15 protein-coding genes are annotated in these 15,806 nt (G+C 42.5%); 11 read left to right on the top strand and 4 right to left on the bottom strand.

What is annotated here, in order from left to right:
* Positions 1-43: 43 nt before the first annotated feature.
* The 9 genes from lpxD (at position 44) to QZ735_RS11120 (ending at position 10,185) form a co-directional block, all read left to right on the top strand.
* Complete coding sequence (gene lpxD, locus QZ735_RS11160; protein ID WP_294248248.1) at positions 44-1,075, top strand: UDP-3-O-(3-hydroxymyristoyl)glucosamine N-acyltransferase; 1,032 nt, start codon at positions 44-46, stop codon at positions 1,073-1,075.
* The gene (locus tag QZ735_RS11155; protein ID WP_294248246.1) at positions 1,068-2,465 is read left to right on the top strand and encodes a bifunctional UDP-3-O-[3-hydroxymyristoyl] N-acetylglucosamine deacetylase/3-hydroxyacyl-ACP dehydratase; all 1,398 of its coding nucleotides are present in this window, start codon (positions 1,068-1,070) and stop codon (positions 2,463-2,465) included. The genes lpxD and QZ735_RS11155 overlap by 8 nt, the downstream gene beginning before the upstream one ends.
* Complete coding sequence (gene lpxA / locus QZ735_RS11150) at positions 2,466-3,260, top strand: acyl-ACP--UDP-N-acetylglucosamine O-acyltransferase (protein WP_294248244.1); 795 nt, start codon at positions 2,466-2,468, stop codon at positions 3,258-3,260.
* Between the two features lie 81 nt (positions 3,261-3,341).
* A complete protein-coding gene (gene efp, locus QZ735_RS11145) occupies positions 3,342-3,908 on the top strand; it encodes an elongation factor P (RefSeq protein ID WP_283423798.1) in 567 nt (188 codons plus the stop codon).
* A 252-nt stretch (positions 3,909-4,160) separates the two neighbouring features.
* Positions 4,161-5,063: an LpxD N-terminal domain-containing protein gene (locus QZ735_RS11140; protein ID WP_294248241.1), complete on the top strand. Its 903-nt coding sequence runs from the start codon at positions 4,161-4,163 to the stop codon at positions 5,061-5,063.
* Positions 5,064-5,443: 380 nt separating this feature from the next.
* Positions 5,444-7,534: a M23 family metallopeptidase gene (locus QZ735_RS11135; RefSeq protein ID WP_294248239.1), complete on the top strand. Its 2,091-nt coding sequence runs from the start codon at positions 5,444-5,446 to the stop codon at positions 7,532-7,534.
* 34 nt (positions 7,535-7,568) lie between these two features.
* Positions 7,569-8,210, top strand: coding sequence for a hypothetical protein (locus tag QZ735_RS11130; protein WP_294248234.1), 642 nt, complete (start codon positions 7,569-7,571; stop codon positions 8,208-8,210).
* A 403-nt stretch (positions 8,211-8,613) separates the two neighbouring features.
* Positions 8,614-9,486, top strand: coding sequence for a succinate--CoA ligase subunit alpha (sucD, locus tag QZ735_RS11125; protein WP_294248232.1), 873 nt, complete (start codon positions 8,614-8,616; stop codon positions 9,484-9,486).
* A 21-nt stretch (positions 9,487-9,507) separates the two neighbouring features.
* Positions 9,508-10,185: a porin family protein gene (locus QZ735_RS11120; protein ID WP_294248229.1), complete on the top strand. Its 678-nt coding sequence runs from the start codon at positions 9,508-9,510 to the stop codon at positions 10,183-10,185.
* A 154-nt stretch (positions 10,186-10,339) separates the two neighbouring features.
* Here the strand turns inward: QZ735_RS11120 and QZ735_RS11115 are convergent, their stop codons facing one another.
* The 3 genes from QZ735_RS11115 to QZ735_RS11105 form a co-directional block, all read right to left on the bottom strand.
* Positions 10,340-11,650, bottom strand: a complete 1,311-nt coding sequence (locus QZ735_RS11115; RefSeq protein WP_294248226.1) for an ABC transporter permease — start codon at positions 11,648-11,650, stop codon at positions 10,340-10,342.
* 2 nt (positions 11,651-11,652) lie between these two features.
* A complete protein-coding gene (locus QZ735_RS11110) occupies positions 11,653-12,564 on the bottom strand; it encodes an ABC transporter ATP-binding protein (protein ID WP_294248224.1) in 912 nt (303 codons plus the stop codon).
* 103 nt (positions 12,565-12,667) lie between these two features.
* Complete coding sequence (locus QZ735_RS11105) at positions 12,668-13,018, bottom strand: T9SS type A sorting domain-containing protein (RefSeq protein WP_294248222.1); 351 nt, start codon at positions 13,016-13,018, stop codon at positions 12,668-12,670.
* Between the two features lie 122 nt (positions 13,019-13,140).
* Here QZ735_RS11105 and hemB point away from each other — a divergent pair, with 122 nt between their 5' ends.
* A complete protein-coding gene (hemB, locus tag QZ735_RS11100; RefSeq protein WP_294248219.1) occupies positions 13,141-14,130 on the top strand; it encodes a porphobilinogen synthase in 990 nt (329 codons plus the stop codon).
* A gap of 289 nt (positions 14,131-14,419) precedes the next feature.
* On the opposite strand, the gene QZ735_RS11095 is transcribed toward hemB, so the two are convergent.
* Entirely contained in the window at positions 14,420-15,148 is a 729-nt protein-coding gene (locus tag QZ735_RS11095) for a hypothetical protein (protein ID WP_294248216.1), read from the bottom strand.
* 302 nt (positions 15,149-15,450) lie between these two features.
* Between QZ735_RS11095 and thyA the strand changes: the two genes are divergently transcribed.
* On the top strand, positions 15,451-15,806 hold a 356-nt coding region (gene thyA / locus QZ735_RS11090), incomplete at its 3' end, for a thymidylate synthase (protein ID WP_294248300.1).

Genomic DNA, 15,806 nt, shown 5'->3' with positions numbered 1-15,806 from the left:
AAAAAATGTTTGTGAATTACAGAATTTCTTATCTTTGCAGAATATGGAATTTACAGCTTCGCAAATTGCAGGTTTTATTGACGGGAAAATAGTAGGTGATGAAAACGCACGTATTACCGGTGTTTCACCCATCGAAAGCGGGGAAACCGGGCATCTTTCCTTTATAGCACAGGACCGGTTTGCCCATTACCTGGAAACCTCAAAATGTTCCGTAATCATTGTTTCAGAGGACCTTTTAACCAAAAATACATATCCTGCTACCGTGATCGCCGTAAAAGATGCCTATCTTTCCTTTCAGATCCTGATGAATCTGTACCAGGAAATGCAGGGCAGGAAAGAAGGGATTGAAAACGGGTCATCCATTCATGAAACGGCTGTCATCGGTGACAAAGTCTATATCGGTGCCTTCACTTATGTTTCTGAAAAGGCAAAAATAGGAGAAGGATCACAGATCTTTCCGCAGGTGTACATCGGGAAAGGAGTGAAAATCGGTAAAAACTGTAAAATCGACAGCGGCGCCAGGATTTATGATTACTGCATTATCGGTGACGACTGCGTAATTCATTCCAACACGGTGATCGGAGGTGACGGATTCGGTTTCCAGCCTACACCGGAAGGATTCAAAAAAATTCCTCAGCTGGGTAATGTTATTATTGAAGATCAGGTGGAAATCGGCTCCAACTGCAGCATCGACAGGGCAACCATCGGTTCTACCGTTATCGGAAAAGGTACCAAGATCGACAACCTGATCCAGATTGCCCATAATGTGAAAATCGGGAAAAATAACGTCATTGCAGCCCAGTCCGGGATTGCGGGTTCCACTACCATCGGAGACTGGAACCAGATCGGCGGGCAGGTGGGAATCGTGGGCCACATCAAAATCGGGAACCAGGTGAAAATCCAGGCTCAGAGTGGGGTGAATTCCAGTGTAAATGACAAAGAAACCCTGTACGGCTCACCGGCCATCAGCTATAACGACTATCTAAGAAATTATGTTCATTTCAGGAATTTTACTGAAATCGTCCACAGAATAAATAATCTTGAGAATAACTCAAAAGATAAAACTAATGAGTGATATGCAAAAAACACTTCAGCAGGAAGTGACCCTTTCCGGAATCGGACTTCATACAGGTAAAGAAGTAAAGCTAACCATGAAACCTGCAAAGGAAAATACAGGTTTCGTATTTGTAAGAACAGACCTCGAGGGACATCCTCAGGTAGAAGCCGACGTTAACTACGTAACGGCTACGGAAAGAGGAACGACGCTGGAGAAGCTGGGCGTGAAAATCACCACCTGCGAACACCTGCTGGCAGCATTGGTAGGATGTGATATAGACAATGCCATCCTGGAAATGAATGCCTCGGAACCTCCGATATTAGACGGATCCTCAAAATATTTCGTGGAAGCCATCGAAAGTGTAGGCGTAACCGAGCAGAATATTGCCCGTGAATACCTGGTGGTAAAGGAAGTCCTTACCTACAGCGATCCGGCTACCGGATCAGAAATTACCATCATCCCTTCCGATACTTTCGAAGTGACCACCATGGTGGATTTCGGAACCAAGGTCCTGGGAACACAGAATGCTACCCTTAAGCATATCTCTGAATTTAAAGATGAAATTTCTTCTGCAAGGACATTCAGCTTTCTGCATGAACTGGAAATGCTGCTGGACCACGGCCTGATCAAAGGCGGCGATATTTCTAATGCTATCGTCTACGTAGACAAAGACCTTACGCCCGAAACTACGGAAAAACTGAAAAAAGCCTTCGGAAAAGATGAAGTATCCATCAGACCGAACGGAATTCTTGATAATCTGAATCTTAATTACCCTAACGAAGCGGCAAGACACAAGTTGCTGGACGTTATCGGTGACCTTGCTCTGGCAGGGGTAAAAATAAAGGGGAAAGTAATCGCCAATAAGCCGGGGCACTATGTGAACACCCAGTTTGCGAAAAAACTGAACCGCCAATGGAAACTGCAGCGCAAAAAAAATGTTCCTGATTTCGATCTCACGAAAGAACCTGTCTTCGATATCAACGGGATCATGAGGCTGATGCCTCACAGGCCGCCGTTTTTACTGATCGACAAAATCCTGGAGCTTTCGGATTCCCATGTGGTAGGATTGAAGAATGTAACCATGAATGAGCCTTTCTTCGTAGGCCACTTCCCGAAAGAACCCGTAATGCCGGGTGTCCTTCAGGTGGAGGCGCTGGCCCAGACCGGCGGAATCCTGGTGCTGGCAAGTGTTCCGGATCCTGAAAACTATTCAACGTATTTCATTAAAATCGATAAAGTAAAATTCAAGAAAAAGGTAGTGCCGGGTGATACTATTATTTTCAAGATTGAACTTATTGCACCGATCAGAAGAGGAATCGTTCATATGCAGGGATACGGGTATGTGGGAGATACCGTTGCGGTAGAAGCGGAATTAATGGCCCAAGTTGCAAAAAATAAAGTTGATTAAATGATTCATCAGTTAGCAGCCGTTGACAAACGCGCGAAAATCAGCAAAAATGTGATTGTAGAGCCTTTTACTACGATTGCCGGGGATGTGGAAATCGGGGACGGCACCTGGATCGGACCGAATGTGACCATTATGGACGGGGCAAGAATAGGCAGGAACTGCCGGATTTTCCCGGGAACGGTAATCTCAGCCATTCCGCAGGACCTGAAATTCGACGGTGAGGACACCCAGGTGATCATCGGTGACGAAACCACCATCAGGGAATGTGTGACGGTAAACAGGGGAACAAAGGCATTGGGCTATACCAAAATCGGTAAAAACTGCCTGATTATGGCAACTACCCATATCGCACATGACTGTGTCATCGGAGACCATGTCATCATCGTTAACGGCTGCGGGATCGCAGGCCATGTTGAAATCGGAGACTATACCGTCATGGGAGGCCTTTCTGCAGTACACCAGTTCGGGAAAATCGGGAAGCATGTGATGATTTCCGGGGGTACGCTGGTACGGAAAGATATACCGCCTTACGTAAAGGTAGCCCGTGAACCGATGTCTTATGCAGGAATCAATTCCGTAGGACTCCGGAGAAGAGGATTCACCAATGAGAAAATTTTTGAAATCCAGAAAATCTACAGGGCGATCTTCCAGATGAAGATGAATGTGTCCCAGGCCATTTCACACATCGAAAAGGAAATGCTTCCAACGGCTGAGCGGGATGAAATCCTTCAGTTTATCCAGAACTCCCCGAGAGGGATCGTAAAAGGGTACGGAACAGGAAAAGAGAACAACTGATCCGGGGTAAAAGATTCCTTATTCCAGGAAAAATATCCGTTCAGACATAAATTTAATAAAGAATAAACATATACAACAGTAATGGCAACAAGTAACGATATCAGAAAAGGATTGTGCATTGAGTACAGCAATGATATTTATAAAGTAATCGAATTCCTTCACGTAAAGCCTGGAAAAGGTCCTGCTTTCGTAAGAACAAAACTGAAATCGGTAACAAACGGAAAAGTAATCGACAATACCTTCTCTGCAGGTCATAAGATTGACGAGGTAAAAGTAATCACCAGAAAGTACCAGTACCTGTATGATGATGAAAACGGTTTCCATTTCATGAACAATGATGATTTCTCACAGCTTTACCTGAACAAGGAAATGATCGAAAACTCCAACCTGATGAAAGCAGGGGAGGAGGTAACCATCATCCTGAAGGAAGCGGATGAAACACCGCTTTCTGCGGAATTGCCGCAGTCCGTATACCTGGAAATTGTGGAAGCAGATCCGGGAGTGAAGGGGAATACGGCTACCAACGCCCTTAAAAATGCCATCGTTGAAACAGGAGCAAGAGTAATGGTTCCTCTTTTCATCGAACCGGGGGACAAAATTAAAGTAAGCACCGAAGACGGTTCTTATCTGGAAAGAGTAAAAGAATAATCAACAGGACAGAGCCATGCAGACCTTTCAGTACATCCGGGATTTTACAGCAATCATCTGTTTCCTGGGCTGGATCCTGCTCTATTTTATTGATAAAGAATATACAAGAAATATTAGAAAGACTTTACTGATCATATTCATCATATGCATCGTACTGCTGCTTTATAATATGTATCTGGTACAAATCAACTAACTGAAGAATGAACTAACGGCGTTTAGTTCATTCTTTTTATATTATCCATTTATCTGAATATGAAGTTTCATTCTCCACAACAACTGAAAACCATTGCCGGCCTGATCGGGTCGGAATTCGTCGGGCCTGAAGACTTTGAAGTCCTGGGGACCAATGAGATCCACCGGGTGAAAGCAGGAGACATTGTATTTGTCAACCATCCGAAGTATTATGACAAAGCCCTGAATTCAGCGGCTACCATTATCCTGATCGATAAAAAAGTGGAATGTCCGGAAGGTAAAGCGTTATTGGTTTCCGATGACCCTTTCAGGGATTTCAACAGGATCAATACCCACTTTACCCGCATCTCTAATTTTACGGAAGAGCTTCACGATGTGGAAATCGGTGACGGAACAAGAATCCATCCTTCGGCGGTGATCGGAAACAATGTTTCCATCGGGAAAAATACGCTGATCTTTCCGAATGTGGTAATCGGTGACAGGACGGTAATCGGTGACAATGTGATCATCCAGTCCAATACCGTTCTGGGTGGCGATGCCTTTTATTACAGAAAGCTGAACGGAAATTTCGACCGCCTGATTTCCGTAGGAAATGTCGTCATTGAAAACAACGTGGAAATCGGGAACGGATGTACCATTGACCGCGGCGTGACGGATTCCACCATCATCGGGGAAGGCTCGGTACTGGACAACCAGATCCAGATCGGGCACGACACCGTTATCGGGAAAAAATGCCTGATTGCATCCCAGGTCGGCGTGGCCGGCTGCTGTATTATAGGCGATGAGGTAACCTTATGGGGACAGGTCGGCATCGCTTCCGGCAATACCATTGAAAGCGGATCCATATTGCTGGGAAAAACCGGAGTCAACAGGGATCTCGAAAAAGGAACCTATATCGGCATGTTCGCTGAAGATTTCAAAACCTACCTGAAGAAGGAAGTGAAGCTGAGAAACCTGAAATAAAGATCCGGCCTAACAATACAGATCCGCTGTTACCGTGACGTCCTATAAAATATGGACTGAGCAGTAACGGCGGATCTTCTTTTTCAAGACAATATAGATTTTGATGTATTTAATTTAAAGTAAATTGATTAAATCGATACATTGAAAAAAATGCTAAGGTGAACAGGGATTTTTAAGCAGAATTACTCATTAAAATAAGGAAATACGATTATTGTGATGCAAAACGGTTACCGGTGATTCTTGCAGAGTAACCTTCCTGCATCCGGCTTCTTTCTTCCTGCCTTTAACCTTTGTCTCTGCTTAATGTATGACTTTTTAGACATACCACATTTTGACAAAGGATTTTTCCTACATTTGAAATGAATACAAATGCATGGATCATGTCAAAAAAAGGCGTTTCGAAAATAGCCGGAAATCCTGCTCCTGTAGCAGGAATGGCTTATGAGTACATTATTACGGCGTGGTATCCCGCCACTCCGTTACCGCTCCGCAACTCTTCACTGGTCATCTGGGAGCTTTTTAAAAAACGGCATGACGGAAAATTTACCTCTACCGGAATCAGAAAAAAAGGGTCAGGAGTTTTTACTTTCGGAGAGGTTTCTACAAAACATACCTACCGCCTGGAAGCTTACCTGTATCATCCTGAAGGCAGTGGTCCCACCACAATAGAAATCCGTCCCCAACCGTCCCCAATTCCTAAGATTAGCAGCGTGGATTTACTCCATATCGACGCTTCACAAGGAAGTATTTTCAGTTTCATGGACCGGCTGATCGCACAGGCCCGCTGCGTCAATATGGTGGGTAAAAGAATCCTTTTCACGCTTTGGGAAGATGATGTAGCCGGTCCGGGCCACCATCCGTCCAATAGGGTCATTGACAGTAAAGAAGCTGTCGTTCAAAGAGACGGCATGGCAACTGCCGAATTTATACTTACCAAGGCCCTGATGAAAAAAGCAATGAAAGGAGAGCACGATCCAAAAGAACTCGAATTTTATGTAACCGCTGAGTATTATACACGTAAAAAGCATGCTTCCGGCAATGCAGAGGTTAACAGCCCGGAACTTCTTGTTTTCGAAATTCCCGGGAGAACACGATCCTCTCAGCCTGTTTCTGACCGGCTATCAAAAGCAAAGGATTCCCCGGCTTCAGCTAAACCGGCCTCAAAAAAAGAAGAAAAAGGGATCCCGGAAAAAGTCTCAGACGAATTGAAAGAGCTGTGGGACTGGCAGGAAGCCAAAGGAACCATCAAGAAAGACAGGAAGCCTGCAGAACATGGGAAAGAGGGGAAGAGCGTAACGATTGTAAAAGAAGAAGCACCCATAAAAATTGAAAAGTGTTTATGTCAACAATATGATCTGATTTGGGGTCATAAAATCGGGTGTAATGAACGGAAAAAAGTCATTGAAGTATCTAAAAATATTGGAGTTAATCCAAATTGGCTAATGACTGTAATTGCTTTAGAAACAGCAGAAACTTTTAGGCCGTCAATCGATAATGGAGTCGGATATGTTGGTTTAATACAGTTTGGTAAACAGGCCGCAGCATCAATAGGTACTACACAGGATAGATTAGTTGAAATGACATTTGTACAGCAGATGGATTATGTAGAAAAACATTTAATACCAAAGAAAGCAAAGTATAAGACATTAACAGATTTATATCTGGCCGTTCTATATCCAAAGGCATGTGGTCATGGATCAGAAAGAGATTATGTAGTATTAAGAGGTGATGCCTATAGAAGCAATCCACTATTTTTTAAAGAGAAAGGAGAATGGGAGTATGTAATCAAAATAAATAAAAAAGGAAAAAAGATTAGAAAAAAAAGTCCTGTCGATCCCAATGGAAATACGTATGTTTGGGAAATCGGATTAGTAGCTCAAGAACTTTATACAAAAGGATTGGTAATGAAGGAGACTGGGTTTTTATGTGATGTATCAGAGAATAATTCAAAAACGGATAATAAATGTCATGAAGATTGCTCGCAATGCTTTGAATATGCTGATGTAATACCAAACCCAAAAATTAATAATCAGAGTGGTAATGTAAATAAAAATAGATTTCACAGAATACCTAGATATAATTCTACTCATCCCAAAGGATATTTTCATACAGGAACAGATATTTTAAGTGATGGAAAATTTGTAGAAATTCATTCTTTGTTATGTGGTAAGGTAGTAGATACGGTAACTGCATTTAAGTCACAGGAGTATAGAAAAAATTCTATGGGAAATACAGTTACTATAAAGTCTAAAGATAAAGAAGGTATAGATGTTTGGATTATTTACTGTCATCTAGATCGCGTAAAAGTTAGAAAAGGTCAAAAAATTAAACACGGTGAAGTAATTGGTATATCAGGATGTACAGGAAACGCAGGTTTAAAACCTGATGGATCAAGGGGAATCGCAGTAAAATACTGGCATGTTCATATTGAAGCATCAAGAGAAAATAAATTTTTTGGTAGTTCTAAATGAATTGATGCAGAACAATTTGTGAAAACAAAATTTGATGAAACAACTAAAGGAAACCCACTCAAATAAAATGATGAAGCTCATACTTATATATATAGCATTGCTTATTTTAGGGAGTTGCAATGGTCAGACAAGTGAACAGGTAAAACATCCGATTGAAAAAATGAAGCTGATTAATAAAAAGAATGATAGCCGGATTAATTTTTTAGCGCAGAAATATCAGATCAATGGGTTTTCTGTTTCAGATAACTTAAAAGGAGATCTGTATCCTTCTTATTCTTACTTCGAAAAGAATATTGGTGCTTTTTCCGTAAATTTTATTGGTAAAAATAAACAGGAACAGTATTACTGGAATATTAATAATATTACAGGGTATTTTTCTCAGAAAGAAAATCCTTACAAACTTGCGGAAAATTCTAAAGAAATAAAAAAAATACTTGATTCACGGAATGAAAAATATTACATAATCGCAAGCTTTATGGATATCAGGTATATAGAGGGATTAAGCAAAGAAACAGAAGAATATGAAGTTTCTAAAAATGCTATAGAATTTATTTATTTATATGAAAATAACAGATGGGTATTGATAAAAACAGTAAAAGAATCCGAAATCCCTGAAAACTCCCTGAAATTTTTTGAAAAACTGATTCTGGATTATCATAAAATTAATGAAAAATAAAACAGAACTTCTCTTACTAAAATTTTTATGTGCTATTTCGATAATTTTGATAAAAATAGAATTGAAAAACAACAGATATTTTATTAAAAGTCCAATAATTGAAAGCCCGGATGGGAATGATAATACAGCATTGTTGCTGAATAGAAGGTAAATTTAAATTATCTAAACGGACTTGCAATCAGCCGCCCTTTTCCTGGGAGCATGCAAATATCAACACTTTCTTTTATTCTTCTGTGGATTAATATGGACCGGGTAAAAGACATAACCATCACGGTAAATCCTTTCCTGCAGGAAGATTTTCGTTTTGTATCCATCTTTTCGGCTTTGCGATATGCTAATCAAAGAAAAATAAGTAAATTTGTGAGCATTAATAAAATAATAAATAAATTAAAATTATAATAAAATGTCAATTTTAGTAAACAAAGATTCTAAAGTAATTGTACAAGGATTTACAGGGAACGAAGGTACCTTCCACGCGGGCCAGATGATCGAATACGGAACCAACGTTGTAGGTGGGGTAACTCCGGGAAAAGGAGGAAGCGAGCACTTAGGCAAGCCTGTATTCAATACAGTGGCGGATGCTGTAGCAAAAGCCGGAGCCAATGTAAGTATCATTTTCGTACCGCCTGCATTTGCTGCTGATGCCATTATGGAAGCTGCCGAAGCAGGAATTAAAGTGATCGTATGTATTACTGAGGGGATTCCGGTAGCCGATATGGTAAAAGTAAAAGCGTACCTTTCCGAAAAAGACTGCAGGCTGATCGGCCCGAACTGTCCTGGAATCATTACTTCTGAGGAAGCTAAAATTGGAATTATGCCAGGTTTCGTTTTCAAAAAAGGAAAAGTGGGAATCGTTTCAAAATCAGGTACCCTTACCTATGAAGCTGCAGACCAGGTAGTGAAAGCCGGGTTCGGTGTTTCTACGGCTATCGGTATCGGTGGCGACCCTATCATCGGGACCACTACCAGAGAAGCCCTTGAATTGTTCATCAATGATCCTGAAACGGAAGCCGTGGTAATGATCGGAGAAATCGGTGGAGGCCTTGAAGCAGAAGCTGCAAGATGGTACAAAGCCAGCGGTTCTACAAAACCGGTAGTAGGATTTATCGCAGGACAGACTGCCCCTAAGGGAAGAACAATGGGCCACGCAGGAGCAATCGTGGGAGGTGCAGAAGATACGGCTCAGGCAAAAATGGAGATCATGAGAGAAAACGGAATTACCGTTGTGGATTCTCCGGCTGATATCGGTGCCACCGTTGCTAAAGTATTAAGTTAATTTTTATAAAAACCATATTCCATGAAAAAAATTTTATTAGCCTCGGCTTTGATGTTCTCTGCATTTTCTTTTGCCCAGATCGATTTCAGAAGTACCCGTTTCGGGGTAAAGGCGGGAGGGAATTACTCCGGTGTGAAAAACGCCCATAATCCTTCAGGTCCAAGGTACAGCTTTCAGGCAGGTGTACTGGCCCTGATACCGATGGGAAAAGAAAACCAGTTTTTCCTGCAGCCCGAAATCCTTTATTATGGTGCCGGTGAAACAGGAAAGGACAAGAATGCCAAAGGAGTAGACGGATATAATGCATTATATGCTAATGATTACATCAGTGTTCCGGTATTCTTCAAAGGTTACTTTTCAGAGGACGAATCTGAGTTCTTCGGAATGGTTGGCCCAAGGTTCAATTTCCTGATCAGCCAGAAGACCGAAAATGCTCCGTTAACCAGACCTTATTATGACCATAATGTAACTGACCCTGCCTATCCTGAAATCAGCGGTAAGGCCAATAGCTTTAATTTTGGTGTAGGAGTGGGTATCGGGTACAGCTACAAACGTCAGCTGGAGCTTTCAGTGAACTATGATTTCGGACTTTCCAATACCTATCCGAAGCTTAAGGAAACATGGACGAAATCAGCCGATACGGGGAAAAGCAAATCTGAACAGGTGCTGAGCGTATCGCTAAGCTACATATTCGAATAGCAGATAACATAAGATATTCGTAAAATATAAATCCCGGAACCTTCAGGCTCCGGGATTTTTAGTATCGAATGTTAATTTACTTCTGTATTTTAGGGTTCATCTGCTTGAATACAGCAGGCGTATACGCAATAAAATGATTTTTGATCAGGTATTTTTATCCCCTGATCCATTTCCAGATTTCTTTCAGGGTAGCTTTGTTTCCATACATCAGGATGCCGACCCTGTAAATTTTTCCGGCTACAAAAATCATAAAAACGGTGGTTCCCAGCAACAGCGCAATGGATAAGGCGATCTGCCAGGCCGGTACTCCGAAAGGAATCCGCGCAATCATAGCCACCGGCGAAGTAAAAGGAATGATGGAAAGCCAGAATCCCAGCGGGCCGTCCGGATTGTTCATCAGGGAAAAGCTTCCGTACATCCCGAGCATCAGCGGGAGAATGGCAAACAGGGTAAACTGCTGGGTTTCCGTCTCATTGTCTACGGCAGAGCCGATGGCTGCGTAAATCGAACTGTAGAAAATATATCCCAGCAGGAAAAAGACGATGAAAACAAAAATAATCAGTGGAAAGTTGAGTTCCAGCAGGCTGTGGGAAACCTGGGTGGCGATCTGGGTGACATCCAGCTTGCCGGCCAGTTCTTCATTCGCTCCCGGGATATTTTTCTGGAGCGGAGAAAATCCGGTATTCAGGACCAGTGCCCCGATTACCGACATCGTAATCCAGACCAGGAACTGGGTAAGTGCCACCAGGGTTACGCCCAGTATTTTCCCCATCATCAGCTCAAATGGTTTTACAGAAGAAATGATGATTTCCACTACGCGGTTGTTCTTTTCTTCCAGCACGCTCCGCATCACACGGACCCCATAGATGATGATGAACATAAAGGTAACGTACATCAGGAGTATGCTCAGGCCGCTCTTTACACCAAAACCCAGATCAGAATCTTCCTTGTTGTTTTCTGAAACATTAATGGTCTTTAAGGTAAAGCCTTTGTCAAGTCCGGTAAGCTGGGTTTCTGCTATGCCTAGCTCCCGGATTTTTTCTTTTTTGATTACATTGTTGATATCCGCTATGATCTTCTGCTTGGTATCAAATCCTATTTTGCTGTTGATTACCAGCCTGGCGTTCTTCTGGAGATCCTCAAAGTCGCGGTTCTTCAGTTCCGGCAGGATCAGGATTCCGTCGAGCGATTCGTTGCCTTTTAAATTATTGATTCTGGATTTTTCATCGGCAGCGGAAACGAAAACATAATCCAGCTGCTCACTGGATTTCAGCTGCCCCCTGAACAGGCCGCTCCTGTCTGCCACTTCAATAATACTGTGCGATTCATTGGCTTTGAACATCAATCCGATCACCGCTCCGAAAGCAACCAGCATCACGGGAGCCAGCAAGGTAAGTATAACGAAGGATTTTTTCTTGACCTGTGTAAGAAATTCCCTTTTGGTAATTAAAAAAATATGGCTCATAACTAAAATGGATTGCTAACGGCGTTAATGAACACCTCATTCATGCTTGGGATTTTTTCATCAAAAGACCGGATTTTTCCTACCTGTACCAGGTCAAGAAGGATACGGTTCTGGTCCGCTTCATTTTTCACATCGAAGAAAAGCATGTTGTTTTCGTTGCGGAGATCCAGGATCTCATACTGCGACCTGAAGTTTTCAAGTGCAGGTTCATTCACTTCAGACAAGACGATTCCGAAGATGTTTTTCTTGAACTTTTCCCTCACGTCAAATACCCTTCCGTCGATGATCTTTTTTGAATTATTGATCAGGGCAACATAATCGCACATTTCTTCCACACTTTCCATACGGTGGGTAGAAAGAATGATCGTGGTTCCGTTATTTTTAAGGTCAATGATCTGGTCTTTTATCAGGTTGGCATTCACGGGATCGAAACCGGAAAAAGGTTCATCGAGGATCAGGAGGTGGGGACGGTGGAGCACGGTAACGACAAACTGGATCTTCTGGGCCATCCCTTTGGACAGCTCCGAGAGCTTCTTTTTCCACCATTGGTCAATATGAAGCTTATCAAACCATTTTTTAGCTTCCTGAAGGGCATCGTTCCGGCTCATTCCTTTCAGTTCACCGAAATAAAGGAGCTGATCTCCCACGGTCATGTTTTTGTACAGTCCGCGTTCCTCCGGCATGTATCCGATGTCTTTGATATGGCCCGGGTGAAGGGCCTGGCCGTTGATGGTGATCCTTCCGGAGTCGGCTTGGGTAATCTGGTTGATGATTCTGATGAAAGAGGTTTTTCCGGCACCGTTCGGGCCTAGAAGTCCATAAATGCTTCCTTTGGGAACATGGATGCTGAAATCGTCCAGGGCCACTTTTTTACCGGCATTGTATGTTTTTCTGATATGTTCAGCTTTTAGCATGAAATTGTTTTTTCTGAAGATAAGATAATGTTCCGAAAGTTACGGAATTATTAAAACACAACCGGGCTAAAAGAAAAAATCCTGATGATTATCAGGATTTATTTTATTGTTTTACAATCTGCGTGACCTTCATGGTGTTGTCACTCAGAATATACCGGATGAGGTATTTTCCGGGTTTAAGCTTTTCAATATTAATTTCCCCGGAGTTCATGTTTACCGAGTAATTGGCCACCTGCGTTCCCAGGATGGAATAAAAAGTAACGCTTTTTATCTTAAGATTGGCATCCTTTGCTTTAATCAGCAGAAAGTCCTTTGCCGGGTTCGGATAAGCTACCAGAACACCGTCATCCGCCTTCTGTGAAAAGGAAGCAGGCTCCTTGATCTGTGCTTTAAAATTGTTGGAAAAACCAACAAAAGAGCCTAAAAATATAAATAAAAGTAAAAGTTTTTTCATCAAATTAAAATTTCGGAACTATATTAAAACAAAAGTAAACAATTCTATAATTTCCCGCAACAGTTTTTTGCGTAACTTATAGTAAATTTGTATTAAATTTTATTCAAAAAGTATTCCAAACAATGATACATTCGAGAAACAGGAGGCTGAGAGTGAACGAATCGCTCAGAAGCCTGGTCAGGGAGTGCACCCTCACCGCCAATGATTTTGTAATGCCGGTTTTCGTTATGGAAGGCGAGAACAAAGAGGAACCGATTGCATCAATGCCCGGGATCTTCAGAAGAAGCATCGACCTTACGGTAAAAGAATGCCGGGAACTTTATTCTTTAGGCATAAAGGCCGTAAATCTGTACATGAAGGTTTCGGAAGACCTGAAAGACAATACGGGAAAAGAGGCCTGGAACAGAAACGGCCTGATGCAGAATACCATCCGCGCCATCAAGGATGCGGTTCCCGGGATGATCATTATGCCGGATGTGGCACTGGACCCGTATTCCATCTACGGACACGACGGGATCATTGAAAACGGTAAAATCATCAATGATGCAACCAATGATGCACTTGCCAGGATGTCCGTCTCCCATGCCGAAGCCGGGGCTGACATTGTGGCACCCAGCGATATGATGGACGGAAGGGTACAGGTAATCCGTGAAGCCCTGGAAGACAGCGGCTATACCGATGTGGGTATTTTAAGCTATGCTGCCAAATATGCCAGTTCATTTTACGGGCCTTTCCGGAGTGCCCTGGACAGTGCGCCGAAAGATAATATGGAAATTCCGAAGGATAAAAAGACCTACCAGATGGATTTCCACAATTCAAGAGAAGCTCTGAATGAAGTATTCAAGGACATCGAGGAAGGAGCCGACATCATCATGATAAAACCGGGTCTTCCGTACCTGGATATCGTATCCAAAGTCCGTGAAGCGATTGATCTTCCCATTGCAGTATATAATGTAAGCGGCGAATATGCCATGGTAAAGGCGGCTGCACAGAACGGCTGGCTGGATAATGACAAAACCATCATCGAGAGCCTGACCTGTTTCAAGAGAGCCGGTGCCGATATGATCTTTACCTATTTTGCCAAAGAAGCAGCCATGATCCTGAACGGATAGAATAATCTGATCAGCTGGAAATGATGAGCGACAAGCCCGTTTTTCTGAGAATGAAAGCTTTTCATTTTTGTGGCAGCGCCTCCGTTTTATAGTAAAACAGACTCCCGCAGAGGGGCAGGTTCAGCAGATTTGCATAATATGTAATCTGCATAGCCGTCATCCTCTGCGGGAGCTTTTGATTTTTTCAGGTGTGCTGTAAAATGATTCCGATCCAGACATTAAAACCCAACAACATCATTACCCATTACTCATTACGCATTGCTCATAACTCATCACTCATCACTTATATCTACATAATATTAAAATCCTTTCCTTTGGTAAACTTTGCTGCAAACGGAGCCTGGTTCCCCGAATATTTCAGGATAAAATGTTTCTTGGTATCTGTGTCGGCCTTTGCCTGCACTTCTACATCCTGGGTCTGGAAGCTGATGTCCAGCCCTGTTGCCGCATCTTTTTCCAGGTAAATCTCTACACTTTCAGCAAAGAACAGGGAGGTGCTGAGGTAATTGAACTTGATGTTTTTCCGGTATGACCTGGACTGGTCCTGTGTGAATTCCGAATAATTCTTTAGAATTTCGATCCCGGGAGAATCAATATTGGTAATCCTCGACTTGGTAACGCCGTTTACCCTTACCGAAAAGCTTTTCGCATTGCTGACGTTGCCGTTGATACCGATATTGAAAAGGGAAGGAAGAGATAGTCCGTACTCCACCATGCTTTCTTTGGTAAACTCAAAATCAGGAATCAGGGCCGGGAATTTCTGTACGCTGATCAGGCGGTTTTTCACGGTCTGAAGGGTTTCTCCTGCGAACAGGTAGCCGATCAGGTTATTATTGGTGGTTCTCCAGTTGCGGCCGTTCCATTCATAGATTTCACACAGCATGGTGTCTGCGGAAGAGTGGGGAAGGAGTTCCATATCCTGCCATTTGAAAACTTCCTTGGCATAAGGTCTCCGGTTAATGATGTCGATGCCCAGATCCAGGGACAGCAGTTCCGTCAGTTGTTGATTGCTTTCCATAATAATTGCGTATTGGTTGAGACTTTAAAATTAATCAATAAACAGAACCGCTCAAAAATTATTTTCCGGATCAGCAGAACCTGTATTTTAGCCATCGGTCAGGAAAAAAATGGGTTCAAAGGGAAATTAAATTACGATACGGCAAAATATTTATACCGGGAACCTGTCAGGATGACCATAAGGGTATGATTATCTTCCTGAAAAAGAAGGATATGGAAAACCTGTTAGTAAAGCCTATATAAATACCGGAATTTTTTCAAGTTAAGTTCATACATTTGAAGAAGCAAAAAATGTTTTTCGACATGCAGAATTACCAGGACCTTTTACAACATATCTTAGACCACGGAACAGATAAGACCGACAGAACCGGTACCGGTACAAGGAGCATCTTCGGCTATCAGCTGAGATATAACCTTTCCGAAGGGTTTCCTTTAGTAACCACTAAAAAAGTCCATCTGAAATCCATTATTTACGAACTTTTATGGTTCCTGAAAGGGGACACCAATATTAAATACCTGAATGATAACGGCGTGTCCATCTGGGACGAATGGGCGGACGAAAACGGCGACTTGGGCCCTGTTTACGGAGCCCAGTGGAGGAGCTGGAAAGGAGCCGGCGGAAAAGTGATCGACCAGATCAGCGAGGTGATCGACCAGAT

The sequence above is a fragment of the uncultured Chryseobacterium sp. genome (genome assembly GCF_913776365.1).
In the GTDB taxonomy this organism is placed as follows: domain Bacteria; phylum Bacteroidota; class Bacteroidia; order Flavobacteriales; family Weeksellaceae; genus Chryseobacterium.
This window is presented reverse-complemented; position numbering and strand designations above follow the sequence as displayed.

What these genes read in the sequence shown, in the direction of transcription:
- lpxD (WP_294248248.1), top strand. Translation starts at nt 44, where the DNA reads ATGGAATTTACAGCTTCGCAAATTGCAGGTTTTATTGACGGGAAAATA.
- QZ735_RS11155 (WP_294248246.1), top strand. Translation starts at nt 1,068, where the DNA reads ATGAGTGATATGCAAAAAACACTTCAGCAGGAAGTGACCCTTTCCGGA.
- lpxA (WP_294248244.1), top strand. Translation starts at nt 2,466, where the DNA reads ATGATTCATCAGTTAGCAGCCGTTGACAAACGCGCGAAAATCAGCAAA.
- efp (WP_283423798.1), top strand. Translation starts at nt 3,342, where the DNA reads ATGGCAACAAGTAACGATATCAGAAAAGGATTGTGCATTGAGTACAGC.
- QZ735_RS11140 (WP_294248241.1), top strand. Translation starts at nt 4,161, where the DNA reads ATGAAGTTTCATTCTCCACAACAACTGAAAACCATTGCCGGCCTGATC.
- QZ735_RS11135 (WP_294248239.1), top strand. Translation starts at nt 5,444, where the DNA reads ATGTCAAAAAAAGGCGTTTCGAAAATAGCCGGAAATCCTGCTCCTGTA.
- QZ735_RS11130 (WP_294248234.1), top strand. Translation starts at nt 7,569, where the DNA reads ATGAAACAACTAAAGGAAACCCACTCAAATAAAATGATGAAGCTCATA.
- sucD (WP_294248232.1), top strand. Translation starts at nt 8,614, where the DNA reads ATGTCAATTTTAGTAAACAAAGATTCTAAAGTAATTGTACAAGGATTT.
- QZ735_RS11120 (WP_294248229.1), top strand. Translation starts at nt 9,508, where the DNA reads ATGAAAAAAATTTTATTAGCCTCGGCTTTGATGTTCTCTGCATTTTCT.
- QZ735_RS11115 (WP_294248226.1), bottom strand. Translation starts at nt 11,650, where the DNA reads ATGAGCCATATTTTTTTAATTACCAAAAGGGAATTTCTTACACAGGTC.
- QZ735_RS11110 (WP_294248224.1), bottom strand. Translation starts at nt 12,564, where the DNA reads ATGCTAAAAGCTGAACATATCAGAAAAACATACAATGCCGGTAAAAAA.
- QZ735_RS11105 (WP_294248222.1), bottom strand. Translation starts at nt 13,018, where the DNA reads ATGAAAAAACTTTTACTTTTATTTATATTTTTAGGCTCTTTTGTTGGT.
- hemB (WP_294248219.1), top strand. Translation starts at nt 13,141, where the DNA reads ATGATACATTCGAGAAACAGGAGGCTGAGAGTGAACGAATCGCTCAGA.
- QZ735_RS11095 (WP_294248216.1), bottom strand. Translation starts at nt 15,148, where the DNA reads ATGGAAAGCAATCAACAACTGACGGAACTGCTGTCCCTGGATCTGGGC.